Source organism: Bellilinea sp. (assembly GCF_053501535.1).
The window spans coordinates 11,765-36,781 of record NZ_JBRCOK010000037.1; the positions used below are offsets into that span (position 1 = coordinate 11,765).

Consider the following 25,017-nt stretch of genomic DNA (forward strand, 5'->3'; position numbering starts at 1 on the left):
GTAGTACAATGACGTGGGAACGCCAGATCACGATTAAATCTCCTCAGGAATTGGAGATCATGCGCATAGCCGGGCAGATCAATGCCGAAGCCCTGCAAGCAGCGCGTGATGTCGCTCGCCCTGGTGTTTCTACGGCCGATCTGAATGCGGCTGCCGAAGAGGTTTTGAAGAAATACGGAGTTTATTCTCCATTTTTGAACTATCCTGGGCCGTATCCTTATCCTGCCAGCACGACCATCAGTGTCAACGAAGAACTGGTTCACGGCATTCCCAGTCCGCGTCGCAAATTGCGCGAAGGGGATATCGTTTCGGTGGACTGCGGCACGGTATATGAAGGTTTCGTAGCCGATTCGGCGATTACCTTTGCAATTGGTGAGGTTTCACCAGAGGTTCAAAAATTGCTGGAAGTCACCGAGGCGGTACTGTATGTCGGCATTGAAAAACTGGTAGCCGGAAACCGGGTTGGTGATGTTTCTGCGGCAATTCAGCAATATGTGGAAAGTCATGGTTTCCATGTTACCCGTGAATATACCGGTCATGGTGTTGGACGGCAAATGCACGAAGGACCCCAGGTGCCAAATTACGGCACGCCGGGGCGTGGCATGTTGTTGCGGGTGGGCATGACCATTGCTTTGGAACCGATGGTTCTGATTGGCTCACCGGCGACGCGGGTCCTGGATGATCAATGGACGGTAGTTTCGCGCAATGGATTGCCCACTGCTCATTTTGAGCACACGGTAGCGATCACAGAAAATGGTCCACGAATCCTGACTCTTTTGAAAGATGGCAGCAAACCTGGACGAAATGGTAGAAATCAGGTATAATTGAAACTTTGGCTGTTGAAGTAAGGAATGATGAGGAGTAATCAATCATGAGAGTTTCACCATCCATTCGCAAGCGATGCGCAAAGTGCAAGATTGTGCGGCGCAGCGGTAAGTTGTACGTCATTTGTGAAAACCCAAAGCATAAGCAGCGACAGGGGTAATGAGGCATGGCGAGAATTGAAGGTGTTGATCTACCACGCAACAAGCGCGTTGAAGTTGCACTGACCTATATTTATGGGATCGGCCCGACTCGGGCACGCAAGATCCTGGCGGATACAAAAGTCAATCCGGATACGCGGGTCAAAGACCTGAGTGAAACGGATGTAAACCTTTTGCGTGATTACATTGCCCAAAACTATAAAGTAGAAGGCGACCTGCGGCGCGAAGTGCAGATGAATATCAAGCGCCTGATCGAAATCGGGTGCTACCGCGGTCTGCGCCATCGCCGTAACCTGCCAGTTCGTGGGCAGCGAACGCGCACGAACGCCCGTACACGCAAAGGCCCCAAGAAGACTGTGGCGGGACGCGGCCGCCGCCGTGGAGCAACCAAGAAATAATCCGGTTATGGGAAGGGCTGATCTGGGGTACCTTCCCGCCCCCGCGGCTGGTCAGCCTGACCCTAACCGGTTATATCAAAACGCTGTACTCTGAAAGAAATCGAGGTTGATAGCGAGGAAATATGGCACAAAATGTACGATCAGCGCGCCGGTCAAGCGCTCCCCGAAAGGTGAAGCGCACGCTGTCCTCAGCGCAGGTTCATATTTATGCGTCGTTCAATAATACAATTGTGACGGTAACGGATCAGCAGGGCAATGCTGTCTGCTGGGCAAGCGCCGGTTCAGCCGGGTTCAAGGGCTCCCGCAAGAGCACCCCGTTTGCCGCTCGTTTGGCTGCCGAACAGGCTCTCAAAGCGGCTCAGGCAATGGGTGTGCAGGAAGTGGATATCGTAGTCAAAGGACCCGGACCGGGCCGCGAATCGGCGATTCGGGCTGTGCAAGGGATGGGCATCAAGGTGCGCTCCATTGCGGACGTTACACCGGTGCCGCATAACGGCTGCCGGCCTCCCAAGAAACGCCGCGTCTAATTTATACGAGAGAGGGAAGTTATGGCGAGATACATTGGTCCGGTTTGTAAACTATGCCGGCGAGAAGGATTTAAAATGTTTTTGAAGGGTGAGCGCTGCTTTACCCCCAAGTGCGCGTTTGAACGGCGCGGCTTTGCCCCCGGTGAACACGGACGGGCAAATGCCGGTCGGGGCGGCAGTGAGCGGATGTCGGATTATGCCCGGCAGCTGCGCGCCAAGCAGCAAGCCCGCCGCACCTATGGAATTCTGGAACGGCAGTTCCGCCGCTATTTCAATGTTGCCTTGAAAAAACGTGGTCTGACCGGTTTGAACCTGCTGCAAACCCTTGAATTGCGTTTGGACAATGTGGTCTTTCGCATGGGGTTTGCTGAAAACCGCGCGCAGGCTCGCCAGATGGTGACGCATGGCCATTTTCTGGTCAATGGTCGCCGCACGGATGTACCTTCCATGCTGCTCAAACCCGGTGACAAAATTGAAGTGCGTGAAGGTTCCCGAACAAAACCGTTCTTCAAGGAATTACCGGATTATGCGGAAAAGCGCAATTGCGCAATGTGGCTGGAACGGGATGTGCGTAACTTGAGTGGGCGGGTTTTGCGCCTGCCCGAACGGGCTGAAATTGATGGCAATCTCAACGAACAGTTGATCGTTGAGTACTACTCGAGGTAATGCCATTGTCCTGTTTGGCTGATTTTTGTAGCTGTGCATCGGAAAGGGGTGAACCTTGTCTGTAATAACCAATATGGTCAAACCGAAAATCGAGCGTGAACATGAGGCTCGAAATTATGGGAAGTTCGTTATCAGCCCGCTGGAACGCGGCTACGGCGTCACCCTTGGCAATGCACTTCGGCGGGTACTGCTGTCGTCGTTGGAAGGGGCAGCGGTAACTTCAATCCGGATTTCGGATGTGTTGCATGAGTTCAGCGACATCCCCGGCGTTCGCGAAGATGTGATTCAGGTCATGCTGCAGATCAAGCAGCTGCGGTTGGTGCTGCACGACGTGGAAAGTTCCCATCTTCATCTGGATGTGCGTGGGGCAGGTACGGTAACTGCTGCGGATATTCAGGTGCCGGCGGAGGTTGAGATTGTCAATCCAGACCTGTATCTTTTTACAGTGGATGACAGCCGAACCCGTCTGGAAATTGACATGACTGTGGAACGCGGGCGAGGCTACTCGCCGGCGGGTGACCGCAGTGGACGGCTGCCGATTGGGGAACTGCCGGTGGATGCCATTTTCAGCCCAGTACGGCGCGTGAACTTCAATGTGGCTGCTGCCCGGGTAGGACAGAATACCAACTACGAGCGGTTGATTCTGGAAATCTGGACGGACGGTACGATATCTCCGGAGAGCGCGCTGGGAACAGCATCCAAGATTTTGATTGACCATCTGCGGCTGATTTCTGGCATCAGTGAAGAAGTGTTTGCGGCAGTTCCGGAACGCGAAATAAGCGGCAGCCGTTTGACGAGTGAAGCCGCTGAAACCCCCATCGAAAATCTGGACCTCTCGGTGCGGGTGTTCAACTCGCTCAAACGAACCGGCATCACCACCGTGGGTGATGTGCTGGAACTGCTCGAAAAAGGCAGCGAAGCGGTCATGTCCATCCGAAACTTTGGAGAAAAAAGTCTGGATGAATTACGCCAGAAGATGCGGGAAAAAGGGTTCCTGCCAAACGATAACGAGACGGAGTAAGGAATTATGCGCCATAAAGTTGCTGGTTTTAAACTGGGACGGTCAAAGGATCAGCGCAAGGGATTGCGCCGAACTTTGATCAAACAGTTCTTTACTCACGAACGGATGAAAACCACCCGTGCCAAAGCGCTGGCAGTTCGCGGCGAAGCCGAGCGAATGATTACGATTGCGAGGCGAAGCGCCAACGGCAGTGACCTCGAAAAGGTCAATGCCCGCCGACTGGTTGCGGCACGCCTGGGTGACCCGATTGTGGTGAAGAAATTATTTGATGAAATTGCGCCGCGGTACGCCAATCGCAATGGCGGTTATACGCGGATGTTCAAGCTGGGACCGCGGCAGGGTGATGCTGCCGAGATGGTTCTGCTTGAGCTGGTTGAGGATTAAGAACCCGCCGGTCTCATTTCCGGTTCGGGATGGCACGTTACCAGATTATCATCGCCTACGACGGCACACACTTCCAGGGCTTTCAACGGCAGGGAAGCAGCCGGACGGTACAGGCAGAAGTTGAGGCAGCGCTGCGTTCGCTGGGATGGCAGGATGAAAGTATCCTGTACGCCGGGCGCACCGATAGTGGAGTGCATGCCATGGGTCAGGTGATTGCATTTGATCTGAACTGGCACCATACTCCACAGCAATTGTTGAAAGCGCTGAATGCCTCGCTTCCTGAGGATGTGGCAGCACGCAGCGTGCAGGTTGTGCGTAATGATTTTCATCCGCGCTACCATGCGCTCGCCCGCCAGTATCTTTACCGCCTGTACTGCGAGGAGGAACGTGATCCGTTGCGGGAACGCTACATGTGGCGGGTTTGGCCCGAAGTGCAGGCAGAATTGCTGCATCAGGCCGCCAACCGGCTGCTCGGTGAACATGATTTTGCGGCGTTTGGATCACCTCTACGACCAGGAGGCAGCACCATCCGCCGGGTTTACCGGGCAGAATGGCAGCAAACCGCAAAGAAAGAATGGACTTTTCGGATCACGGCGAATGCTTTTCTCTATCGAATGGTGCGCAGGCTGGTGTTTTTGCAAGTCCGGGTTGGGCAGCAACAATTATCCTTAGAACAGTTTGAGGCTGCTCTCCAAATCCCACAGCCCCTTTTACCCGGGTTGGCAAAACCAAATGGTCTGTATCTGGAATGGGTGCAGTACGAGGAGAATGATTTGAAATCTGAAGGGTTAATCAAAACCTTATCTGTCAGTGGAGAAGAGGACTGTGGATAAGACTTACGTCATAAAAGGAACACCTGAATCAAAGTGGGTATTGGTGGATGCCAGAGGTCAAAATTTGGGGCGGCTGGCAACCCAAATTGCCCGCTACCTGCTCGGTAAGCATAAACCCACCTTCACCCCGGGCGTAGCCATGGGTGATTATGTGGTGGTGATCAATGCGCAGCAACTGGATATTGCCGACAAGCGGTTGGATACCAAGTTCTACTACAAGCATTCCAACTACCCTGGTGGATTGAAAGTTGTGGGTATGCGGGATCAATTGAACCGCCATCCTGACCGGGTTATCCGAGCTGCGGTGTGGGGCATGCTGCCACATAACAAACTGGGTCGCAAGTTGATCAAGCGTTTGAAAATTTATGCTGGCAGCGAACATCCGCACGAAGCGCAAAAGCCAGAGCCTGTTGCATAAAGGAGTGGGCAAGATATGTCTGTTCAGTATTACGAAGGTGTTGGGCGTCGCAAAGAAGCTACGGCGCGCGTGCGCATCATGAGCGGGACGGGAAAATTTACCGTCAATCAGAAATCCATCGAGGAATATTTCACCCGCATTGGCGACGTGGAAGCCATCCTCAAGCCTTTTGAGGCAACCCAACAGGAACGTTCGACGTTTGATGTGACGGTTGTGGTCAATGGTGGTGGTGTAACCGGTCAAACCGATGCGGTTCAATTGGGACTGGCGCGTGCGCTGGCAAAGATGAACGCGGACTTTATTCATGAATTGCGCAAGTACGGTTTGCTTACCCGTGATCCGCGTATCAAAGAACGCAAGAAACCGGGTCTCAAACGCGCTCGCAAGGCACCGACCTACACCAAACGCTAAAAATCCAGCTCGTTTTCACTCACCGACCCGACCGGGAAGGTGGGATCCATGCGCAGGGCAGATTTCCTCTACCGGTTTTCCTGAAGCCGGTAGAGGGCTGCTCTGCAATGTTTTCCAATCCATTGCTTCTGGCAAGGAGCCGCCTGTATGCATACACCACAAAGTCAAACCGGCATTGTGATTTTGGGTTTAGGTCCCGGTGAAGATTACCACCTGACCCGTGAAGCCTGGCAGTGGTTGAGCCAGATTGATCGGGTTTATCTGCGCACCAGCCATCATCCCCTTGTTCAAAACTTACCCGAAGGTCTGGAGATTCTCTCCTTCGATCATTTGTACGAAACCAAAGACACTTTTGAGGCAGTGTACGAGGCAATTGTGGAGGAAATTATCGCTCTGGGCAGACAGCCTCAGGGAGTGACCTATGCTGTGCCGGGACACCCGTTCGTCGCGGAAGCTACTGTGCCGGAGATCACCCGCCGCGCTGCTCAACAGGGTATTCCCGTACGGATTATCGAAGGAATGTCATTTCTGGAACCGGTCTTCAGTGCGCTGCAGATGGATCCCTTCCCGAGATTGGCGTTGCTGGATGCTTTAGAAATCGGACGGCTGCATACCCCCGGCTATGCGCCTGATATGCCGGCGTTGATTACCCAAATTTATAATCAGATGACGGCCTCATCGGTGAAACTGGCATTGAATGCGGTCTATCCGGATGAATTCCGGGTCAGGCTGGTTCATGCGGCGGGCACCCGCCATCAAATTGTGGAAGATTTGATGTTGTACGAAATTGATCGCAGCCCTCATTTAGGACTGATGACCGTCTTGTTCGTGCCTGCGCTGGGGGCGGATACATCGCTTGAGGCATTTCAGGAGGTGGTTGCCCGCCTGCGTGCGCCGGATGGTTGCCCGTGGGATCGTGAGCAAACCCACCTGACCCTGCGAAAATATTTGTTGGAAGAATCCTATGAAGCCATAGAAGCGCTGGATAACGAGGACAGCGAGGCGTTGCGAGAGGAATTGGGGGATCTCTTGCTGCAAATTGTTCTTCATGCCCAAATTGCTGCTGAGGATGGTGAATTTACCCTTGCAGAGGTGATTCAGGGTATCCACCGAAAAATTGTCCGCCGTCATCCGCACGTTTTCGGAAAGGTTTTGGTCAGCGGTGTGGAAGGTGTGCTGCGAAACTGGCAGAAATTGAAAGATGAAGAGCGGGCTTTGAACGGGCAGGATCATCCAAAGAGTATATTGGAAGGCGTGCCGTTGAATTTGCCGGCCCTTTCACAGGCTCAGGAAATTCAAAGCCGGGCTGCAAGGGTTGGATTTGATTGGAGTGAAATCCAGCCCGTGTTACAAAAGGTGTTTGAAGAGATCAACGAGGTGCAAACGGCAGACGATGCAACGGAAAGGGAAAAGGAAATCGGCGATTTGCTGTTTGCGGTGGTTAATCTGGCGCGCTGGTATAAGGTGGATGCCGAGAGCGCATTACGGACAGCCAACCGTCGTTTTCGCCAGCGATTTGCTCATATTGAAGAACGTGCCCGTCAGGCTGGCCGGGAACTTACATCCATGAGTCTTGAAGAAATGGACCGTTGGTGGGATGAGGCGAAACGAAAGGGTTGATTATTTTTTGCGCAACTCCGGTGAATCAAACCATAAACCACTGATCAGGTGGGGTTCTTCACGATTGAACACAATGCGCATCGTGACCAGATTGTCCTTTTCGTACTTCAGACGGTAAATGACAATGGTGTATTTTTCATCTTGCAGCACCTGACTGATTTCGTGGGACTGATATTCACCGAGTTTGTCTGTGAGTGTGGTAAGCAGTTTTTCAAAGGCGGCCTCATCCATGCCCTTTTTCATGGTGGTGTCAAAATCCTTTGAAAAGGTCGGATAATCGCGGGTGATCAGTCCGTTGATCAGGTTTTCGCCCATCGGAGCGGCATATTCAAGCACGGCTTCACGTTCCGCGCCTTCCAGGGTAATGGTCTGATTTTGCGGGGCGAGAAGACTGCATGCCGCGAGGATCACAGACAATAGTGATACCCAAATGAGAGAGCTAATTAAAGTTTGACGGGGTTTCATCCTTACTTCCTCCTATATAGGTTCAAAGCGGGCGGTGAAGTGTCGCAGCAACGGAGGGGCGTACACAATTCGGTAGCCGCGCAATTGCTCACTTTTTTCGGACAGCGATTTCAAGGTGTCAACAATGTAATCGAAATGGCTGCGGGTATAGGTACGGCGGGGAATGGCGAGACGAACCAACTCTAATTTTGGATAAATCATTTCTCCGCTGTCGGGGTCGGGGTAAGCAAACATGACCGAACCGATTTCGACACCGCGAATGCCCCCTTCCAGATAGAGCGCGGCAGCCAACGCCTGACCGGGGTATTCAGCATGGGGGATGTGAGGAAGAAACCTTCCCGCATCCAGATAGATGGCATGTCCCCCGGCTGGTTCAATGATGGGGATACCGGCGGTTTTTAACTGGTCGGCAAAGTAGGCGGTTTGCCCAATGCGATATGCCAGATAAGTTTCATCCAAACCTTCCATGAGTCCAACTGCCATAGCATCCAAGTCGCGCCCGGCAAGACCGCCGTAAGTTACAAAACCCTCGCGTAAGATCAACTCATTGCAGATTCGCTGAAAGAGATCATCATCCCGTACAGCCAGAAAGCCGCCAATGTTGACCAGAGCATCCTTTTTGGCGGACATCCATGCGCCATCGGCGAGCGAAAAAATCTCCCGGGCAATTTCCAGTGTCGAGAGGTGGGCGCAGCCGGGTTCGCGCTGCTGGATGAAATAGGCATTCTCGGCGAATCGACAGGCATCTATGAAGAAGGGAATGCCGTATTGATGATAGACCTGAGCAACCTGACGAATGTTTTCCAGTGATACCGGCTGCCCGCCGCCGGCGTTGTTGGTAATGGTAATGCTGCCAAAGGGGATATTTTGTGCGCCGACCCGCTCGATAAACGCGCTCAATTTATGAACATCCATGTTGCCTTTGAAGGGATGGGGGTTGGTGGGGTCAAAGGCTTCGTCAATGACCAGATTGGTTGGCCGGCCACCACGAGCGCGGATATTGCCGTCGGTGGTATCAAAGTGCATGTTGGAGGGCACATACATGCCAGGCCTGACCAGTAACTGGGTGAGAATATTTTCGGCAGCCCGCCCCTGATGGGTAGGAACAAAGTGTTCAAAGCCAAAGATTTTTTGCATGACTTCAGCAAGGCGATAATAAGAACGTGCGCCAGCGTAGGATTCATCTCCGGTCATCATAGCGGCCCATTGCGCCTGACTCATCGTACCCGTGCCGGAATCGGTTAACAGGTCAATAAAAACATCCTCGGCGCGAAGATTGAAGAGGTTGTAGCCGGCAGTCTGCATTGCGTTTTGACGTTCCTGAGGTGAGATGAGCTGGATGGGCTCAACCATTTTGATGCGAAATGGTTCGACCGGATAAGGTTTCATCAAAGAGGTACCTCCACGGATAAAATGGGAATCGGAAATTGGGAAATGGTAATGGTGAGTTTATCACAAAAAACGGCAGTGGATGAGGAATAGGCAGATGATTGCTTTGATAAGTTATAACCATTAACCAAAATAATGTTTGGAATTATTGTGTTTTAGTTCAATAAATAAAAATATTTGTAAATATTATTGATTTTTCTATTGACAAATAATTAAAGTTTGTTATGATTACATCAGACCAGTTCAACGGAGCGTCTGTCATGGCAATACGTACAATTCCTTGTGATACTACCCCAACCCTTCGCCTTCAGGCGGAAGATCATTTGTCGGTGAGCGGCTGGGATCAGCCCCAAATTCAGATTCGCGTTCAGGACGAAGCCAGTTTACATGTTCGGAATGAGAATGGAGGTTGGTGGATTCGCTGTGAAGAGGATACGGTCATTCAGGTACCGCTGGATTCGGTCATCCAGGTGGATTATGTTCACGGCTCGATGTCTGCTGTTAACTTGAAAGGCGCACTTAAGATCGAAAATGTGGGTGGTCATCTCACATTGCGGGATGTTGGGAATGTGCGTTGTGGAAATGTGGGCGGCCATTTGAAAGTATTCAAGATTAACGGCGATTTAGTGGTTACCAACATTGGCGGAAACCTGAAGGGTGGCGAAATAAACGGAACTTTAAAGGCGGAAAATACAGGGGGTTCAATCAAACTTTTGGATATTCGCCGCGCAGAAACTTTACGAGCGGGGGGAAACATCAAGGTAAAATTGCTCGAATTGTCAAGTGACCTGCAGGCATCTGCCGGAGGCAGTATCAAGTTGTGGCTGCCCATCAACAGCAGCTATCAGCTGGATGCCAGCAGCGGCGGCGAACGGATTGTCTTTCAAGAGGGAGGGCAGGCAGTTCGGCAGGTTGCTCACCGTTACCAGGGAATTATCGGTGGGGGTGGTGTAAGGCTTAGACTTGCTGCGGGCGGTTCAATTGCCATTCTGGAGGGGGATTGGGAAGAAGAAAGTGTCGAAGAGGAGATTGGCTTGCGGTTGGAAGGATTAGGAGATCAAATTGCCCGGCGGGTTCAGGAAAAAATGCAGCGAGCGGAAGAACGCTCGCGGATGGCTCAGGAACGTGTTGAACGGGCTGCCAGTCGCAGGACAGGGCGGGGCGAGTTTTTGAACATTGGAGGAATGAATTTCAATTTTGAAAGTCAGCCGGTTACCCCGCGCAAACAGGCGACTGAGGAAGAACGTTTAATCATTTTGAATTTATTGCGGGAAAAGAAAATTACCGCCGAAGAAGCCAATCGCTTGTTGGATGCGCTTGAAGGCAGATTTTCGGATCGGTGAACTTTTTGCATCAGCCGGTAACGATTGGCAACAAGTCTAAAATCCATTGGAGGCTCTGAATGAGCGAAGAACGTTTGGAGTTGCTGCGAAAAATTGAAGCAGGTGAACTTTCACCGGAAGAAGGATTGCGGTTGATCAACGCTCTCGAAAATGGTGCAGTTAATCAGCCGCAAATTGCTTTTGAGGAAACTAATGAGGATGGCGAACCAACCGAAAAAGTGCAAAAAGTGGCTGTAATCGAAACTGCGGGCGAAAGAAGTACCCCGCCCGATTTCCAGCGCTGGCGCAGACTTTCGTGGATCGTGTTTGGTTTGATGGTGTTATTAACCGGCTTGTCGGCGGTTTGGATGATTATGGGATGGATGGCACGTCCATGGGGATGGGGTTTTTGGTTATCCTGGTTTCCCTTCTTGATCGGTGTTGTGGGGATGTGGCTTTCTTACAATTCCCCATGGCTGCATATCCGTATCCGCCAGAGGAAAGGAACAAAACCTGAAAGAATATCCTTGAGCTTTCCTTTGCCAGTTCATGCAGTGGTCTGGTTTATGCGCACATTTGGCAGATGGATGCCGCCTGCAGTAAAAGAGCAAAATCTGGCCGATATGCTCAGCGATGTGGTCAAGAATTTATCCGCGAATGAGCCCATTCACATTCAGGTCAATGATGAAGAGGATGGCGAAGAGGTGGAGGTGTTTATCGGATGAAAAGGCGGATAACCCCATTTGTCCTGCTGGCAGTATCGCTGGTTGTCCTGCTGGTAAGTTTTCTGCCTGCCCCTTTAATGAATACGCAGTTTGGTTTAGATGCAGCGGTGATTAACCCCCAAAATTCGGATCAGACGAAATCGTTTATTGATTTTCAAATTTCGTATCCGCGCTGGGTGAGGTTGGATGAAACGGGATCCGTTAAATTGAGGATAAATATGAATGGGGCTGATTCGGGCGATCTGCAAGGGTGGCAGGCACGCCTGGAGATGAACGGTGTGGTCATCTCTCCGCATGGCGAATCGCGTCAACGAATCGCCCCTGGGAAAGAGACCTTGTTTCGCTGGAACATAAAACCCTATAAATCCAAAGCGGGCAGGGGTACATTGTGGGTTTATTCGGTGCGTGACAATGGACAAAGTCAAGGCGAGGTCAGTTTGATTCTGGCTCATCCTTTTGAAATCCGGATTTGGAATTGGATGGGAGAGGCAGGCTGGATGGCTTTGCGAGTCATTGCGGCAGCTGGGGTCTTGGCTGGGTTGATCTGGTTGTGGGTGAATCGCGAATAGAAGCCCACAGGGGGAACAATCCACCGCAAGTAACCGAACCCGGCAGGAGAATATTTAAACGACCGGTTTCGCTTTACAAGCAGGAACTAACTTGATAAAATGGATGTATTGGGTGGGGATGGGAAAGATTACCACGAATCCCTGGATCTTTAAACCTCGCAGGAGCCTGTATGCTGGGAAACTGGTTGTACATCGGAATTTTTGCGCTGGTAGCCCTGATGATGCCAGCCATAACAATTCTCATCGCTGGAATTCTTGCACCAAAAAGACCAGATCCAATTAAAAATTCAACCTATGAGTGCGGGGTTGAAACGGTAGGCCCAAACTGGACACAAATTAAAATTCAATATTATGTCTTTGCCCTTGTATTTTTAATTTTTGATGTCGAGGCAATCCTGCTCTTCCCTTGGGCACTGGCATATCAGTTTTTGCCCCTGTATGCCATTTTAGAAGGGGTGTTGTTCTTGCTGATTCTGGTGGCGGGATTTTTGTACATCTGGCGAAAAGGGGCACTGGAATGGTTTTAAAACCTTCTTTTGCGGGATAACACAATGGATTTTCTGCGTGATCCAATTGGCTTTGTGATTCAATGGTATGTTTTCTGGCTGGGTGGATTGGGGCTGCCCGCTGTGTGGGTGGAATTGATCGCCCAACTGACCGGTGCGCTGGTGCTGGCTACCGGCGCAATGTTGTTTGTGGTCTTTTTAATCTGGTACGAACGAAAATTGATTGGCCGAATTCAGGACCGGTTTGGACCGAACCGCGTAGGACCGTGGGGAATTTTCCAACCCGTTGCAGATATGCTCAAAATCTTTACCAAAGAGTACATCACCCCCATCGGTGCGGACAAAATCACCTATAACCTTGCCCCAATTCTGGCGGTAGCGGCGGTTTTGTTGTTGTGGAGTGTGCTGCCGCTTTCGGTTACGGTTGTGGGAGCTGATCTGAATGTTGGTTTGTTGTTTTTGATTGCGGTCGGCGGATTGGGGGAGATGAGTTACATTCTCGCTGGCTGGGGTTCGAATAATAAATATGCCCTTTTGGGCGCCTTTCGTCTGGTGGCACAACTGATTTCTTACGAAGTGCCGCTGGTGCTTTCGGCACTGGTGCCGGTGATGCTGGCAGGCACTTTGAGCGTTACCGGAATTGTGCAGGCGCAGGAAGATGTTTGGTTCATTGTGGCGGCGCCAGCTGCTGCGTTGATTTTCTTCATCGCCTCCCTTGCCGAAATTGGACGCTCACCTTTTGATTTAATTGAGGCCGAATCCGAGCTGGTGGCGGGTTACAACATTGAATATTCGGGTTTGAAATTCGGTATGTTTTTTGTGGCGGAGTTTTTACATGCTTTTACGGTGTCTTTAATTTTTGCAACCGTATTTCTCGGTGGCTGGCGCGGACCAGGGGCGGAACAGATTCCCATTTTGGGGTTTGTTTATCTTATGTTGAAAACTTTTGTGGTCTATTTTGTGACTATCCTCTTCAGGGGTACTTTGCCGCGTTTTCGGATTGATCAAATGATGAATCTAAATTGGAAAGTCCTGACACCTCTTTCGCTTGCCTTGATTATGGCGATGGCGGTGGTAGGCGGGTTGACGCGCGGCTTGCCCCTCTTTTGGCAGGTCCTGGCATATCTGCTGGTTAACCTGTTGCTGCTGGCTGTTACCGATCAATTGATGCGTATCAACCAGCGCAAGAGGGCAAGGTTTAACCTTGCAATGGAAATGGGACGAGGAATTTTGACCACATCCACCAAACACGGGACAGGAGAATGAACGGTCTTCAAGTTGTATTTTTGCTTGCGGCGTTGGTTTCATTGTTTTCAGCCGTCATGGTTGTTTCTGCCCGCCGAATGATGCACGCTGCTTTATGGCTGGTGTTGACCTTGATGGGAGTTGCGGTCATTTTTGTGACCTTGCAGTCTTCCTTTTTTGCCGTGGTGCAAATTCTGGTCTATGTCGGCGCCATCGCAATTTTGATTATCTTTTCAGTGATGTTAACCCGGCGGGTTATGGAAGATCATGGCGATCAGATACTTCCCGGCTGGCGGGCGGCAGCGTTGGTTGCTGTGCTGGTTTTTGCAGTTTTGGTGGGTTTTCTGGCACTCTGGCAGGGTTTTACAACCCTGCTGGTGGAGTTGCCATCGGATTCCGATAATTTGCTGGAATTAGGCAAAGCGCTGGTCTCTCCGCAGGGCTATGTTCTGCCTTTTGAACTGGCTTCAGTGCTGCTGGTAGCGGCGTTGATTGGGGCAACTACCATTGCAGTGGACCGAAAGGAGGAGCAGAGCAGATGATTCCAATTGCATGGTATCTGATTTTTTCGGCAGCCTTGTTTTGTATCGGCTTGTTTGGCGCATTGGCGCGTAAAAACGCGGTTGCCATTTTGATGGGTATTGAACTGATGCTCAACGCGGTCAACGTTAATCTGATTGCCTTCTGGCATTATTACGCCCAAATCCACAGCAGGCCGTATGTGCATGGTTTAGCATTCACCACAATGGTGTTTGTGGTGGCCGCAGCTGAGGTGGCCGTGGGGCTGGCGCTGGTCATTTCTGCTTACCGCCGGCGTCAGACACCTGTGGTGGATGAATTGACTTTACTCAAAGGCTGAGCGCAGGAGGCTGAGACTGCATGACTGTTGAAACGCTGGTTGTATTCATTCCGCTAATGCCTCTGCTGGCTTTTTTTGCGATTGTCCTCTTCACCCACCGCAATAATGCGGTGAGCCACTGGCTGGCATTGATCGGGGCGGGTCTGGCGTGGCTGTTGAGCATGGTGGTTTTTGGACGTGCGATTCAAACCGAAGATCTCAGCCAGCACCCATTTGCAGCGGCAATTCAGTGGTTGCCAACCGGCTCAACCGGTTTAGAAATCGGCATTCAAATAGACCCGCTCAGCGCGGTTACGCTGTTCTTTGTTGCCTGGACGGTGCTGATGATCTTCATTTACAGCATCGGCTATCACAACTTCGGACAGCCCAAAGGTGAACATGACCGTCCTGGCTTGCCGCCCCATGGAGCCGAGATCCAAGATGCCCATGGTCATAAGCATCGTGTCCCTTCAATCGAACCGATGTACGCGCGCTTTTTCGCTCTGATCAGCCTGTTTGCGTTTGCCATGTTTCTGCTGGTGGTCACGGATAACCTGCTGACTCTGTATGTTGGCTGGGAGATCATGGGGCTGTGTTCTTATCTGTTGATTGGCTTCTGGTATGGGAAGGAGTCAGCGCGCAATGCGATGATTAAAGCCTTTTTGACAACCCGGGTTGGGGATGTATTCATGCTGCTGGGTCTGGCGGCGCTCTACTCTCTGACCGGCACGCTTAACTATCAGGCCATTCTCAATAATCCAGTGGTTTTGAAGGGATTAGCCAGTGCAAACTCGCCGCTGGCGGGTATCTCGTGGGCTGGTTTGATTGGCATTTTGTTATTCATTGGAACGATTGGAAAATCCGCACAATTTCCGTTGCACATCTGGTTGCCGGATGCGATGGAAGGCCCGACACCAGTTTCGGCGATGATTCATGCGGCAACGATGGTTTCTGCGGGTGTTTATCTGGTTATTCGCTTCTTTCCTCTACTTTCAACCGGTTGGGATGGTCACCATCTGACCCTGCCGATGCTGCTGATGGGCGGGATTGGCGCATTCACCGCCCTGTTTGCCGCTACGATTGCGCTGGCGCAAAACGATATTAAACGCGTGCTGGCTTATTCCACGATTTCTCAATTGGGTTACATGATCGCTGCGCTGGGGGTTGGCGCGTATGTGGCTGCCGCATTTCATCTGATTACCCATGCTTTTTTCAAAGCCCTGTTATTCCTTGGATCAGGCTCGGTCATCCATGGGATGGAGCATGGGGTGCTGCACACCGGCGAAAAAATTGACCCACAAAATATGTTGTTTATGGGGGGACTGCGGCACAAGATGCCGATTACGTTTTGGACATTTCTGGCGGGCGGATTGGCGCTTTCCGGCTTCCCTTTGATTACGGCTGGTTTCTGGTCGAAAGATGAGATTTTGTCCGGCGCCTATGCCAGTGGACAACTGTTGATCTTTTGGGTGTTGGCTTTAGCCGCCCTTTTGACGGCATTTTATACGATGCGCCAGATAACCTTAACGTTTTTAGGCAAACCGCGCAGTCAATCCGCCGAACATGCCCAAGAATCGCGTCCGGTAATGACCGCTCCGCTGGTGGTTTTATCCTTTTTTGCGATCACAGCCGGCTGGGTGGGGATACCCCAGTACTTCCCCCTGATTGGCGGCATATTGCCAAACTGGTTTGAGGAATTTGTGGGGAGTATGTTGCTTTCCCCTGCTGAGAAGGCTCACCACAGTCTGCTGCCTTTGATTACTTCGCTGGTGGTTGCTTTAGGCGGTTTATTGTTGGGCTGGCTGGCCTATCGCAAGGTTTTCCAACCCTTTGATCCGCTGGAAAAGCCTTTGGGAGGGGTGTATACATTGCTTCGAAACAAGTATTATGTGGATGAAATCTACCAATGGGCATTTATCCGCCCGGCGCGCTGGCTGGCAGAAACGCTGACGGATCGCTGGTTGGATCGGACGATCATAGACGGCATTCTGCATTCGCTGGGCAATTTTGGGATGTGGTTGGGAAAAACACTGCGACAGTGGATTGACTTACCCGTTATAAACGGTGCGGGTGATTTAACGGCAAGCGGAACGCGCAATATCGGTACATACTTGCGCTCGCTGCAATCCGGCAGAGTACAGTTGTATGCCACAGTCGGCCTGGGGTTGGTGGCGGCAGTTGCCATCCTGATTTACTTCCTTTGGGTGATCGGCTGATTGGGAGGATGGAAAGGATGGAACCGGTTACCAATCATTTACTGAGCCTGATCTTGTTCACCCCAACCGCTGCGGCAGTGTTCATGTTGCTGCTGCCAAAGGAAAAAATTTCCTTGCTGCGGAATTTTGCCCTTGCCGCCTCGCTCATTCCGTTTATTCTGACGCTAGTGGTGTGGGCGGGGTTTAATCCTCAGCCGACTGCTGCCATGCCCTTCCAGTTTGTAGAAAAAGCGGAATGGTACAGTGCCATTCGGGCTTCCTATCATTTGGGAGTGGATGGCATCTCGCTTCCGATGGTGCTGCTGACAACCCTCCTAACCCCGCTCGCCATTCTGGCTTCCTACAGTATTCAAGAGCGGGTCAAGTCCTATATGATTCTGTTTCTGCTGCTGGAAACCGGCATGCTGGGCGTTTTTCTGGCGCTGGATTTATTACTGTTCTTTGTGTTCTGGGAAGTTGGCCTGGTGCCCATGTATTTTTTAATTGCTCAGTGGGGTAGTAAAAACCGTAATTATGCAGCGTTGAAGTTTGTGTTATATACGATGGGAGGCTCGCTAGGGCTGCTGCTGGCAATTCAATTGATGGGTGTAGCCGTTGGCAGCTTTGATTTGCTGGAACTGTACCAGCGCTGGCCTGGGTTAAATGAATTAAGCATTCCAATTGGGTTGTCCGTTTCAACGGTCAAGGCGATTGCCTTTTGGGCATTTGTGGTGGCGTTTGCGATCAAAGTGCCGGTGTGGCCCTTCCATACCTGGCTGCCAGATGCTCATACCGAAGCGCCAACAGCCGGTTCGATGATACTGGCTGGCGTGCTGCTCAAATTGGGTGCGTATGGCTTTCTGAGGCTGGTATTACCGCTCTTTCCTGCCGAATCGCAGCAATTTGCCGGCGCACTGGCGTTTTTGGGGGTAGCGGCAATTATTTTTGGGGCATTGGGTGCCTGGGCACAAAACGATTTCAAGCGGTTGATTGCTTATTCGTCCATCAATCACATGGGTTTTGTGGTGTTGGGCATTGCTGCGGCGGCTGCCCTGTTGAACACAACTTCCCCGGTTGGTTTGCTGGACAAGACCATTGCCCTGAACGGAGCTGTGCTGCAAATGTTCAATCACGGGCTCAGTGCGGCGGGCATGTTCTTTCTGGTCGGTGTATTGTACGATCGCGCCCATACCCGTGATTTGAACGAATTTGGCGGTTTGTATGCTGTATTACCGGTGTACGGCAGTGTGCTGATCTTTACAGCGATGGCATCCCTGGGTCTGCCGGGTTTGAACGGATTTATTTCAGAATTTTTGGTAGTAAGGGGGGCCTGGCCGGTGTTGACCCTGGCCACTGCGCTGGCGATGATCGGGCTGTTCTTCACCGGGGCTTACATTCTCAAAGCCCTAAAAATGGTACTTCACGGCCCCTTAAATGGGCGCTGGCAGGGTCATTTGACCGACATGACGCGGCGTGAAGTCCTTGTTATGGCGCCGTTGATGATTTTAATGCTGGTATTAGGCGTTTGGCCGGCGTGGCTGTTGGACATGATTAACCGCGCGGTAGCCTTCCTGTTCTGAGAGGTGAGTGATGCAGTTTCCCATTTTGAGCGCTCTGATCTTCACTCCCATTGTTGCCGGGGTTGTCTTGCTGGCTTTACCTGCCGAACAAAAAGATTGGATTCGCCGCGTGGCGCTTGCAGCGGCTGTGCTGATCTTACTGATGGCATTTGGGTTGTACTTTTCCTATGATCCCGGGAAAGGAGGGTATCAGTTCCTTGAAGAGGCTGCCTGGCTTCCCCAATTTGGCATTTCATACAAGCTGGGAATTGACGGCATCAGCCTGCCGCTGGTGTTGCTTTCCGGGCTGGTGATATTTTCCGGTGTGCTCGTTTCGTGGAATGTTGAGGATAGACCGCGGGAGTTTTTCTCCTTCCTCATGTTCTTGGGGGCAAGCGTTTTGGGAGTTTTTTGCGCCCTGGATTTATTTTTATTGTTTTTCTTTTTTGAGCTGGCTGTTTTTCCAAAATACTTAATGATTGTGGTATGGGGATATCCAAAGACCCGTGAATATGGCGGTATGAAGTTAACCCTCTACCTGTTTATTGGATCGGTGATTGCACTGGTGGGTACGCTGGCGGTTTATTTTGGCTCCGGTTTACGCACGTTTGATCTGCTGGCGCTGGAGCAGGCCGGTTTTCCGATTGAATTTCAACGTCTGTGGTTTCCATTTGTTTTTCTTGGGTTTGCTATTCTTGGTGGTATTTTCCCCTTCCACAGTTGGGCGCCGGATGGCCATGTGGCAGCCCCTACCGCTATTTCAATGCTGCTGGCTGGAGTTGAAATGAAGGTTGGTGCTTTTGCAGCTTTGCGGGTGGGAATTCAATTATTACCCGAAGGAGCGCAGTATTGGGCACCGGCGATATTGCTTCTGGCTACAATCAATGTCGTATACGGCGCTTTTATTGCCATGGTTCAAACCGATTTCAAATATGTCATTGGTTTTTCTTCCGTTTCACACATGGGTCTGGTTCTGATTGGTTTTGCGACGCTTAACCGAGATGGTTTATTGGGCGCTGGAATGCAGATGTTTTCGCACGGGGTCATGACGGCGCTCTTTTTTGCCATCGTTGGAATGGTGTATGACCGCGCGCATACGCGTGAAATTGGATCGCTGGGTGGTTTGGTACGAAAAATGCCCTGGGCAGCGGTGGGATTTATCATTGGTGGTTTGGTTTCCATGGGAATGCCGGGCTTTTCCGGTTTTGTTTCGGAAATTCCGGTGTTCATGGGGGCATGGCAGGTTGCTCCGCTGGTTTCGGTGGTTGCCATTCTCGGCATTTTGATTACTGCGGCCTATATTTTTCTGGTCGTCCGCCGTGTATTCTTTGGAGAAATCCCCCCTGAGCTGGATCAAAGTGTGGGGGATGTTTCCGGTAAGGATAAACTTGTGATTGGAATGCTATCGCTGGTGATGATTTTACTGGGATGGTTCCCTTCTCTGTTAACCCGCCTGATTGAACCGGGAGTCCATTCAATTGTGGCGCTGATGGGAGGTGGCTGGTGAACAGTGCCTTTACCCCTGAAATGTGGCGTTCCCTCTTGCCTGAAATTGGTTTATTAATTCTGGCGCTTGTGTTGCTGATTTTCGATCTTATCTGGCTCAAACAACCCCAGCAACGCGGGAAATGGCTGGGTTGGATGACCAGCATGGGTATCCTGGTGATCATGGGAATTGCAGCCGGTTTTTCTGTGCCGCAAGGGGAAGGCAGCCTTGAATGGGGTGGTATGCTGAGGTTTGACGAGGCTGGTTTTGTGTTTCGCATGATTTTTATGAGCGCAGCAGCGTTGACCGCTCTCTTTGCCATTCAGCATGAAGCCTTAAAAAAACGCGGAGAATTCTTTGCGCTTCTGCTGATCAGTACGCTGGGGATGAATTTGATGGCATCAGCCGCCGATTTGATGCTGCTCTTCCTTGCCATTGAGACCACCTCGATCCCGTTGTATGTCATGGCGGGTTTTCTAACCCGGGATGACCGCTCGGTTGAGGCTGGAATTAAATATTTTCTTTTCGGCGCAATCACCTCGGCGGTCATGCTGTACGGTTTCAGCCTGATTTACGGCCTGACCGGCACAACTCAAATTTATGAATTGAAAGCATCTTTTCAGTCGGGAAATTTACCGCCCGGTTTAGCCGGGTTGGTAATCCTGCTGGTTTTGGTTGGTTTCGGCTTCAAAATCTCGGCGGCGCCGTTTCATTTTTGGGCGCCGGATGTGTATCAAGGTGCGCCTACACCGGTTGCCGGCTTTCTCTCCACTGCCAGTAAAGCTGCCGGGTTTGCAGTGCTATTGCGGGTTTTTCAGATTACCTTTGCAGATCAAAACGCTTTGTGGAGTGTGATGATTGGGCTGATTGCCGCTGCCAGTATGTTGATTGGAAATTACCTTGCGCTTGCTCAGCGCAGCATCAAAAGGCTGCTGGCGTATTCTTCCATTGCCCATGCAGGGTACATTCTCATCGGTGTCGCGGCTGATTCGGAATTGGGAACACTGGCAGTGGTTTATTACCTGATGGCGTATCTGGTGACTAATCTGGCCGCTTTTGGGATTGTGAACCTGATTGAAAATCGGGTCGGGACAGATGAAATCAATGCGCTGGCCGGGTTGAACCGTCGTTCGGCAGGTTTGGGGCTTGCCATGCTGGCAGCCATGCTTTCGTTGGGGGGCATTCCACCCTTCGCAGGGTTCTTTGCCAAATTACTGGTATTTGCTGCTGCGGTTGAAAGAGGGATGATTTGGCTGGTGTTGGTAGGGGTTTTCAATGCTGTGGTCGGATTGTATTACTATTTGAATGTTCTCAAGGTGATTTATCTTCAGCCACCCCCTGAAGAAAAGATTGCTGCACCGACCACCACCGCATGGCGGGTTGCCCTATGGGCATGTATGGCGGGTATTTTATTGATTGGCTTCTGGTTTGCGCCATGGTATTCGTGGGCGCAGGCTGCTACAAGCGCAATTTGGGTTTATTGACGCATAATTTTGCATCTGATATAATGTCATCGTCATGAGCCAACCAAACGCCGACGAACCATCACGACGCCAAAAAATTCTCAATTTGACCCTGGCGAGTGTAACGGCGCAGGTGGGATGTATCACACTGGTGATTGTGTTGGCTGCAGTTTTTGCAGGAATCTGGCTGGATAACCGTTTTGAAACCCGTCCGTGGTTTACACTGGGCCTGCTGGTAGTGAGCATTCCTGTTTCACTGGCCATCATGTTTTGGGTCGTCCGTTTGGCGGTTTCAAAAATTAAACCCGGTTCTGGTCAGCCGAGCCATTCCGAAAAGAAGGAGGAAACGGGTCTTGGAAACAACGCGTAAATGGCGCTGGGGTAAAAACCGTTGGATTGTGCTGTTGTTGATTATTTTGAGTGTTTTCGCGATCAATATCGCTGCCCCTGTTCAACCTCATATTCAAGTTGCTCCTGAAAAAATTATTGAAGAACCGTTATTCAACTTAGGCCCGTTGGGTGATTTTTATCTGGTCAATACCCTGCCAACTTTGATTATTGTTGACCTGATCATCATCGCCATCGCCTTTGCGGTTCGGCAGAGCCTGCGCAAAGGTGATCTCGTCCCTCGCGGAATTGCCGGTGCCATGGAAGGTTTGATTGAGGTGTTGTATAACCTGACCGAGTCGGCTGCGGGCAAACATGCACGGCGCATCTTCCCATGGTTTGCCACCATTTTGATTTTGGTACTGGTCGCAAACCTGATGAAAGTGCTACCCGGCATGGAAACGGTTGGGGTGATGCACCATTATGACCACGGGCATCCCATTCAAAATTTATTTGGGAATTTCTACACTTTGCTGCCGGGTGAGGCTGAACACGGGGACGGATACATTTTGACCCCCTTCTTCCGGGCGGTTTCGACAGACTTGAACTTCACACTGGCGCTGGCGTTGATCTCGGTGTTCATGACTCAGGTCATTGGCGTTCAAACACAGGGACTACGCTATTTTACAAAATTCATCAACTTCACCACCATGTTCAAAAAGCCCTTTTTCGGGTTCATGGATTTTCTGGTTGGTTTGCTGGAATTGATTTCTGAATTTGCCAAAATTCTCTCATTTACATTCCGTTTGTTTGGGGTTATGTTTTCGGGTTTTGTGCTGGTGGCATTGGTCATTACACTGGTGCCCATTTTTGTACCATCCATGATTTACATGTTTGAGGTCTTCATGGGCGTCATTCAAGCCTTTGTCTTTGGTATGTTGACAATGGTTTTTATGTCAATGGCGACCCGCGGTCATGGAGAAGAAGAACACCACTAAATTTGAAATCATCCATCACATTTGAGGAGGTCAACAGACAATGGAAGGTGACATCGTTTTAGCAGCAAAATTTATCGGCGCGGGTCTGGCGATGATTGGTGCACTGGGCGCTGGAATTGGGATTGGTTTGAGTGTGCAGGGTGCTTTGCAGGGTATGGCGCGCAATCCGGATGCTTACGGTAATTTGCTTACCAACATGATTTTGGGTATTGCTTTTTCCGAAGCGATTGCGATTTACTGTCTGGTGATCGCGTTCTTAATGCTGTTCGTGCTGTGACGAGGAGGGTGCTTTGGAAAAGCTAGGGCTTAACCTCGGTTCTATTTTGATCCAAATCCTTTCTTTTGGGATTATTTTCATTGTCCTGAAAGAATGGGTTTATAAACCACTCACTAATCAATTGGAAAAGCGTCGTCGGGCGATTGCGCAGGGTCTGGAAGATGCCCGTGTGGCTGCCGAAGCGCGGGCTAACGCAGAGCGTGAATCCAGCCGAATTATTGCAGAAGCCCAACAGAAAGCCGCCGAAATTGTAAGAGAGGCAACCGAACGGGCTGAAGCCGCTGCCAAAGATGTGCGCATGCAGACCAATGCGGAAATTGCCAAAGCACGTGAGCAAGCCATGGCTGAGATCGAACAGGAACGCAACCGGGTGTTGAGTGAGGTGCGCGGTCAAATTGCTGCGCTGGCAATTGCTGCCACCCAAAAATTAATTGGAGCAACCCTGGACGAGCAGCGCCAGCGCGTGCTTTTAGAAGAATTCTTCTCCGGTGTACGCGGCGGAAAAGTGATCGTGTTGCAAGATGAGGCAATCAGTGGTCAGGCGGCCGAAATCACCAGCGCCTTGCCGCTTACCGAGGAAGAACAACAGGCAGTCAAACAGGACGTGCTCAGCAAACTGGGCGGAGCCGCTTCGGTAACCTTCCGGGTTGATCCTTCCATTCTGGGCGGATTGATCATTAAAGTGGGTGATCGGGTAATTGATGGTTCAGTGGCCGGTCAGTTGCAGGGACTGCGTCAGACATTGCTGTAAAATCGGGTTGACTTGATGTTGTTGCCACCTGTGGTATAACCTGTACAGGTGGCTTTTGTTATCCGCGATGAAAAGTCTTGAAAAATTGTTAAAATCTATACCCGTTCCCGTACTGGCGGCTCAACACCTTTCAAAGGTGGAGATAAGCGGGATTGTGCTGGATTCGCGTCAGGTGCAACCGGGTTATTTATTTGTTGCGTTGAGCGGCGGAAACACGGACGGTCACCGCTACATCCCGGCTGCCGTGGAGCGGGGGGCAGCTGCTGTGGTTGGGAGTCGTTCAATCAGTGAGATGCCGTCGGAACTGCCATATGTGCAGGTTGAAAATGCCCGGTACGCGTTGGCATTTCTTTCCGCGGCTTTTTATGACTTTCCTGCCCGCTCAATGACGATGATTGGTGTAACCGGCACGGATGGGAAAACCACCACTTCATCCATCATCTATTCCATTTTGCGCAGCGCTGGCTTACAAGCCGGAATTATCTCAACCGTCAACGCGGTGATTGGGGATGAGGTGATTGACACCGGTTTTCATGTGACGACGCCCGAGGCTCCGGATGTGCAACGCTATCTTGCCAGAATGCGCGATGCCGGCATAACCCATGTTGTATTAGAAGCCACCTCGCATGGATTGGCGCAGGATCGAGTAACGGCGTGTGAGTTTGACATCGGAGTGGTCACGAATATCACCCATGAACATCTGGATTATCATGGATCTTATGAGGCATACCGGGCTGCCAAAGCACGCTTATTCCACCATCTGCAAGAAACTGTTGAAAAGCCGCAAGGAAATCCTCGTCTGGCAGTCCTTAATCGCGATGATGCATCCTTTGAGTACCTCTCGAATTTAATCAATGGTCGAAAATTAACTTATAGTGTCGGGAATCAGGCTGATTTTACGGCGCTCAATCAGAAATACACACCAACCGGCCTGACATTTCAGGTTCGATTTGGTGAAATCAACTCTTTGAACATTCAAAGCCGGTTGATCGGAGAATATAATATATCGAATATCCTGGCGGCTTTGACCGCAACGATTGGCGGTTTGGGTATCCAGCCGGCGGATGCAGCTGCCGGAGTAGAGAAGATGACCCCCGTAGCGGGACGGATGGAACAGATTGATTTAGGTCAGGATTTCATGGCAATTGTGGACTTTGCCCATACGCCGAATGCATTAAAGCGCGCTTTAGACACGGCGCGTCAAATGACCAGCGGGAGAGTGATTGCCGTTTTTGGCTCGGCTGGCCTGCGTGATCGCCTCAAACGGCGGATGATGGCGGAAGTATCCGCAGAAATGGCGGATATCACCATATTGACAGCAGAAGATCCACGCACGGAATCACTGGATGAAATTTTAGAAGAGATGGCCAGGGCAGCCAGTTCACGAGGGGCAGTTGAGGGAGAAAATATGTTTCGCGTAGCCGATAGAGGCGCGGCAATTCGTCTGGGGGTGAAATTGGCGCGTGCGGGCGATCTGGTCATGGCCTTAGGGAAGGGGCACGAGCAGTCCATGTGCTTTGGAGAAATTGAATATCCGTGGGATGACCGAGTGGCCATGCGTGCCGCTTTGGCAGAGCGTTTGGGGTTAGAAGGTCATTCAATGCCGTATTTGCCAACCCAGGATGCCTGAAAAATGAGCCG

29 protein-coding genes are annotated in these 25,017 nt (G+C 51.1%); 27 read left to right on the forward strand and 2 right to left on the reverse strand.

From position 1 onward, the window contains the following. Positions 1–8 precede the first annotated feature (8 nt). From map to yabN, 11 genes are all read left to right on the forward strand, one after another. Positions 9–824 carry a type I methionyl aminopeptidase gene (map, locus tag ACWIZX_RS03880; RefSeq protein ID WP_448334866.1) on the forward strand — a complete coding sequence of 272 codons (816 nt, stop codon included), beginning with the start codon at positions 9–11 and terminating at the stop codon, positions 822–824. 47 nt (positions 825–871) lie between these two features. Further along, on the forward strand, positions 872–985 hold the full coding sequence (gene rpmJ, locus ACWIZX_RS03885; RefSeq protein ID WP_322793886.1) for a 50S ribosomal protein L36: 114 nt from the start codon (positions 872–874) through the stop codon (positions 983–985). 6 nt (positions 986–991) lie between these two features. Beyond that, a complete protein-coding gene (rpsM, locus tag ACWIZX_RS03890) occupies positions 992–1,381 on the forward strand; it encodes a 30S ribosomal protein S13 (protein ID WP_322793887.1) in 390 nt (129 codons plus the stop codon). A 122-nt stretch (positions 1,382–1,503) separates the two neighbouring features. Further along, on the forward strand, positions 1,504–1,908 hold the full coding sequence (rpsK, locus tag ACWIZX_RS03895) for a 30S ribosomal protein S11 (RefSeq protein ID WP_448334867.1): 405 nt from the start codon (positions 1,504–1,506) through the stop codon (positions 1,906–1,908). 21 nt (positions 1,909–1,929) lie between these two features. Continuing rightward, positions 1,930–2,574, forward strand: a complete 645-nt coding sequence (gene rpsD, locus ACWIZX_RS03900) for a 30S ribosomal protein S4 (protein ID WP_448334868.1) — start codon at positions 1,930–1,932, stop codon at positions 2,572–2,574. A gap of 55 nt (positions 2,575–2,629) precedes the next feature. After that, the gene (locus ACWIZX_RS03905; RefSeq protein WP_416181018.1) at positions 2,630–3,595 is read left to right on the forward strand and encodes a DNA-directed RNA polymerase subunit alpha; all 966 of its coding nucleotides are present in this window, start codon (positions 2,630–2,632) and stop codon (positions 3,593–3,595) included. A 6-nt stretch (positions 3,596–3,601) separates the two neighbouring features. Then, positions 3,602–3,979 (forward strand): 50S ribosomal protein L17, encoded by a 378-nt coding sequence (gene rplQ, locus ACWIZX_RS03910; protein WP_322791927.1) that lies wholly within the window; start codon positions 3,602–3,604, stop codon positions 3,977–3,979. Between the two features lie 29 nt (positions 3,980–4,008). Further along, positions 4,009–4,812 (forward strand): tRNA pseudouridine(38-40) synthase TruA, encoded by an 804-nt coding sequence (gene truA / locus ACWIZX_RS03915; RefSeq protein WP_448334869.1) that lies wholly within the window; start codon positions 4,009–4,011, stop codon positions 4,810–4,812. After that, on the forward strand, positions 4,805–5,230 hold the full coding sequence (gene rplM / locus ACWIZX_RS03920) for a 50S ribosomal protein L13 (RefSeq protein ID WP_322791929.1): 426 nt from the start codon (positions 4,805–4,807) through the stop codon (positions 5,228–5,230). Before truA ends, rplM begins: the two co-directional genes overlap by 8 nt. A 15-nt stretch (positions 5,231–5,245) precedes the next feature. Continuing rightward, positions 5,246–5,641, forward strand: a complete 396-nt coding sequence (gene rpsI, locus ACWIZX_RS03925; RefSeq protein ID WP_322793057.1) for a 30S ribosomal protein S9 — start codon at positions 5,246–5,248, stop codon at positions 5,639–5,641. 147 nt (positions 5,642–5,788) lie between these two features. Further along, complete coding sequence (gene yabN, locus ACWIZX_RS03930) at positions 5,789–7,261, forward strand: bifunctional methyltransferase/pyrophosphohydrolase YabN (protein WP_448334870.1); 1,473 nt, start codon at positions 5,789–5,791, stop codon at positions 7,259–7,261. On the opposite strand, the gene ACWIZX_RS03935 is transcribed toward yabN, so the two are convergent. Together ACWIZX_RS03935 and ACWIZX_RS03940 are read right to left on the reverse strand one after the other, a co-directional pair. After that, positions 7,262–7,672: a DUF3887 domain-containing protein gene (locus tag ACWIZX_RS03935; protein WP_322793058.1), complete on the reverse strand. Its 411-nt coding sequence runs from the start codon at positions 7,670–7,672 to the stop codon at positions 7,262–7,264. A 66-nt stretch (positions 7,673–7,738) separates the two neighbouring features. Then, the gene (locus tag ACWIZX_RS03940) at positions 7,739–9,115 is read right to left on the reverse strand and encodes a tryptophanase (RefSeq protein WP_448334871.1); all 1,377 of its coding nucleotides are present in this window, start codon (positions 9,113–9,115) and stop codon (positions 7,739–7,741) included. Positions 9,116–9,375: 260 nt separating this feature from the next. Here ACWIZX_RS03940 and ACWIZX_RS03945 point away from each other — a divergent pair, with 260 nt between their 5' ends. From ACWIZX_RS03945 to ACWIZX_RS04020, 16 genes are all read left to right on the forward strand, one after another. Further along, entirely contained in the window at positions 9,376–10,458 is a 1,083-nt protein-coding gene (locus ACWIZX_RS03945) for an SHOCT-like domain-containing protein (RefSeq protein WP_448334872.1), read from the forward strand. Between the two features lie 59 nt (positions 10,459–10,517). After that, positions 10,518–11,162: an SHOCT-like domain-containing protein gene (locus ACWIZX_RS03950; protein WP_448334873.1), complete on the forward strand. Its 645-nt coding sequence runs from the start codon at positions 10,518–10,520 to the stop codon at positions 11,160–11,162. Further along, positions 11,159–11,731, forward strand: a complete 573-nt coding sequence (locus ACWIZX_RS03955) for a hypothetical protein (RefSeq protein ID WP_322794051.1) — start codon at positions 11,159–11,161, stop codon at positions 11,729–11,731. The genes ACWIZX_RS03950 and ACWIZX_RS03955 overlap by 4 nt, the downstream gene beginning before the upstream one ends. A gap of 170 nt (positions 11,732–11,901) precedes the next feature. Next, entirely contained in the window at positions 11,902–12,258 is a 357-nt protein-coding gene (locus tag ACWIZX_RS03960) for an NADH-quinone oxidoreductase subunit A (RefSeq protein WP_322794052.1), read from the forward strand. A 24-nt stretch (positions 12,259–12,282) separates the two neighbouring features. Further along, positions 12,283–13,503: an NADH-quinone oxidoreductase subunit NuoH gene (nuoH, locus tag ACWIZX_RS03965; protein ID WP_448334874.1), complete on the forward strand. Its 1,221-nt coding sequence runs from the start codon at positions 12,283–12,285 to the stop codon at positions 13,501–13,503. Then, complete coding sequence (locus tag ACWIZX_RS03970) at positions 13,500–14,024, forward strand: NADH-quinone oxidoreductase subunit J family protein (protein WP_322794054.1); 525 nt, start codon at positions 13,500–13,502, stop codon at positions 14,022–14,024. The genes nuoH and ACWIZX_RS03970 overlap by 4 nt, the downstream gene beginning before the upstream one ends. Next, positions 14,021–14,341 carry an NADH-quinone oxidoreductase subunit NuoK gene (gene nuoK / locus ACWIZX_RS03975; protein WP_322794055.1) on the forward strand — a complete coding sequence of 107 codons (321 nt, stop codon included), beginning with the start codon at positions 14,021–14,023 and terminating at the stop codon, positions 14,339–14,341. Before ACWIZX_RS03970 ends, nuoK begins: the two co-directional genes overlap by 4 nt. A 20-nt stretch (positions 14,342–14,361) precedes the next feature. Further along, positions 14,362–16,536, forward strand: coding sequence for an NADH-quinone oxidoreductase subunit L (nuoL, locus tag ACWIZX_RS03980; RefSeq protein ID WP_448334875.1), 2,175 nt, complete (start codon positions 14,362–14,364; stop codon positions 16,534–16,536). A gap of 17 nt (positions 16,537–16,553) precedes the next feature. Then, positions 16,554–18,095, forward strand: coding sequence for a complex I subunit 4 family protein (locus tag ACWIZX_RS03985; RefSeq protein ID WP_448334876.1), 1,542 nt, complete (start codon positions 16,554–16,556; stop codon positions 18,093–18,095). Positions 18,096–18,105: 10 nt separating this feature from the next. Further along, positions 18,106–19,581, forward strand: a complete 1,476-nt coding sequence (locus ACWIZX_RS03990; RefSeq protein WP_448334877.1) for a complex I subunit 4 family protein — start codon at positions 18,106–18,108, stop codon at positions 19,579–19,581. Beyond that, positions 19,578–21,044, forward strand: a complete 1,467-nt coding sequence (locus ACWIZX_RS03995) for an NADH-quinone oxidoreductase subunit N (RefSeq protein WP_322794059.1) — start codon at positions 19,578–19,580, stop codon at positions 21,042–21,044. Before ACWIZX_RS03990 ends, ACWIZX_RS03995 begins: the two co-directional genes overlap by 4 nt. Before the next feature lie 34 nt (positions 21,045–21,078). Continuing rightward, a complete protein-coding gene (locus ACWIZX_RS04000) occupies positions 21,079–21,393 on the forward strand; it encodes an AtpZ/AtpI family protein (protein ID WP_322794060.1) in 315 nt (104 codons plus the stop codon). Then, positions 21,377–22,348, forward strand: a complete 972-nt coding sequence (locus ACWIZX_RS04005; protein ID WP_322794061.1) for a F0F1 ATP synthase subunit A — start codon at positions 21,377–21,379, stop codon at positions 22,346–22,348. The genes ACWIZX_RS04000 and ACWIZX_RS04005 overlap by 17 nt, the downstream gene beginning before the upstream one ends. A 40-nt stretch (positions 22,349–22,388) precedes the next feature. After that, a complete protein-coding gene (gene atpE, locus ACWIZX_RS04010) occupies positions 22,389–22,625 on the forward strand; it encodes an ATP synthase F0 subunit C (RefSeq protein WP_322794062.1) in 237 nt (78 codons plus the stop codon). 13 nt (positions 22,626–22,638) lie between these two features. Continuing rightward, entirely contained in the window at positions 22,639–23,376 is a 738-nt protein-coding gene (atpF, locus tag ACWIZX_RS04015) for a F0F1 ATP synthase subunit B (RefSeq protein ID WP_448334878.1), read from the forward strand. 67 nt (positions 23,377–23,443) lie between these two features. Next, a complete protein-coding gene (locus ACWIZX_RS04020) occupies positions 23,444–25,006 on the forward strand; it encodes a UDP-N-acetylmuramoyl-L-alanyl-D-glutamate--2,6-diaminopimelate ligase (RefSeq protein WP_448334879.1) in 1,563 nt (520 codons plus the stop codon). The last annotated feature ends 11 nt before the right edge of the window (positions 25,007–25,017 follow it).

Coding starts and splice junctions, on each gene's coding strand:
- map (WP_448334866.1), top strand. CDS start 9: ATGACGTGGGAACGCCAGATCACGATTAAATCTCCTCAGGAATTGGAG.
- rpmJ (WP_322793886.1), top strand. CDS start 872: ATGAGAGTTTCACCATCCATTCGCAAGCGATGCGCAAAGTGCAAGATT.
- rpsM (WP_322793887.1), top strand. CDS start 992: ATGGCGAGAATTGAAGGTGTTGATCTACCACGCAACAAGCGCGTTGAA.
- rpsK (WP_448334867.1), top strand. CDS start 1,504: ATGGCACAAAATGTACGATCAGCGCGCCGGTCAAGCGCTCCCCGAAAG.
- rpsD (WP_448334868.1), top strand. CDS start 1,930: ATGGCGAGATACATTGGTCCGGTTTGTAAACTATGCCGGCGAGAAGGA.
- rplQ (WP_322791927.1), top strand. CDS start 3,602: ATGCGCCATAAAGTTGCTGGTTTTAAACTGGGACGGTCAAAGGATCAG.
- truA (WP_448334869.1), top strand. CDS start 4,009: ATGGCACGTTACCAGATTATCATCGCCTACGACGGCACACACTTCCAG.
- rpsI (WP_322793057.1), top strand. CDS start 5,246: ATGTCTGTTCAGTATTACGAAGGTGTTGGGCGTCGCAAAGAAGCTACG.
- yabN (WP_448334870.1), top strand. CDS start 5,789: ATGCATACACCACAAAGTCAAACCGGCATTGTGATTTTGGGTTTAGGT.
- ACWIZX_RS03940 (WP_448334871.1), bottom strand. CDS start 9,115: ATGAAACCTTATCCGGTCGAACCATTTCGCATCAAAATGGTTGAGCCC.
- ACWIZX_RS03945 (WP_448334872.1), top strand. CDS start 9,376: ATGGCAATACGTACAATTCCTTGTGATACTACCCCAACCCTTCGCCTT.
- ACWIZX_RS03950 (WP_448334873.1), top strand. CDS start 10,518: ATGAGCGAAGAACGTTTGGAGTTGCTGCGAAAAATTGAAGCAGGTGAA.
- ACWIZX_RS03955 (WP_322794051.1), top strand. CDS start 11,159: ATGAAAAGGCGGATAACCCCATTTGTCCTGCTGGCAGTATCGCTGGTT.
- ACWIZX_RS03960 (WP_322794052.1), top strand. CDS start 11,902: ATGCTGGGAAACTGGTTGTACATCGGAATTTTTGCGCTGGTAGCCCTG.
- nuoH (WP_448334874.1), top strand. CDS start 12,283: ATGGATTTTCTGCGTGATCCAATTGGCTTTGTGATTCAATGGTATGTT.
- ACWIZX_RS03970 (WP_322794054.1), top strand. CDS start 13,500: ATGAACGGTCTTCAAGTTGTATTTTTGCTTGCGGCGTTGGTTTCATTG.
- nuoK (WP_322794055.1), top strand. CDS start 14,021: ATGATTCCAATTGCATGGTATCTGATTTTTTCGGCAGCCTTGTTTTGT.
- nuoL (WP_448334875.1), top strand. CDS start 14,362: ATGACTGTTGAAACGCTGGTTGTATTCATTCCGCTAATGCCTCTGCTG.
- ACWIZX_RS03985 (WP_448334876.1), top strand. CDS start 16,554: ATGGAACCGGTTACCAATCATTTACTGAGCCTGATCTTGTTCACCCCA.
- ACWIZX_RS03990 (WP_448334877.1), top strand. CDS start 18,106: ATGCAGTTTCCCATTTTGAGCGCTCTGATCTTCACTCCCATTGTTGCC.
- ACWIZX_RS04000 (WP_322794060.1), top strand. CDS start 21,079: ATGAGCCAACCAAACGCCGACGAACCATCACGACGCCAAAAAATTCTC.
- atpE (WP_322794062.1), top strand. CDS start 22,389: ATGGAAGGTGACATCGTTTTAGCAGCAAAATTTATCGGCGCGGGTCTG.
- ACWIZX_RS04020 (WP_448334879.1), top strand. CDS start 23,444: ATGAAAAGTCTTGAAAAATTGTTAAAATCTATACCCGTTCCCGTACTG.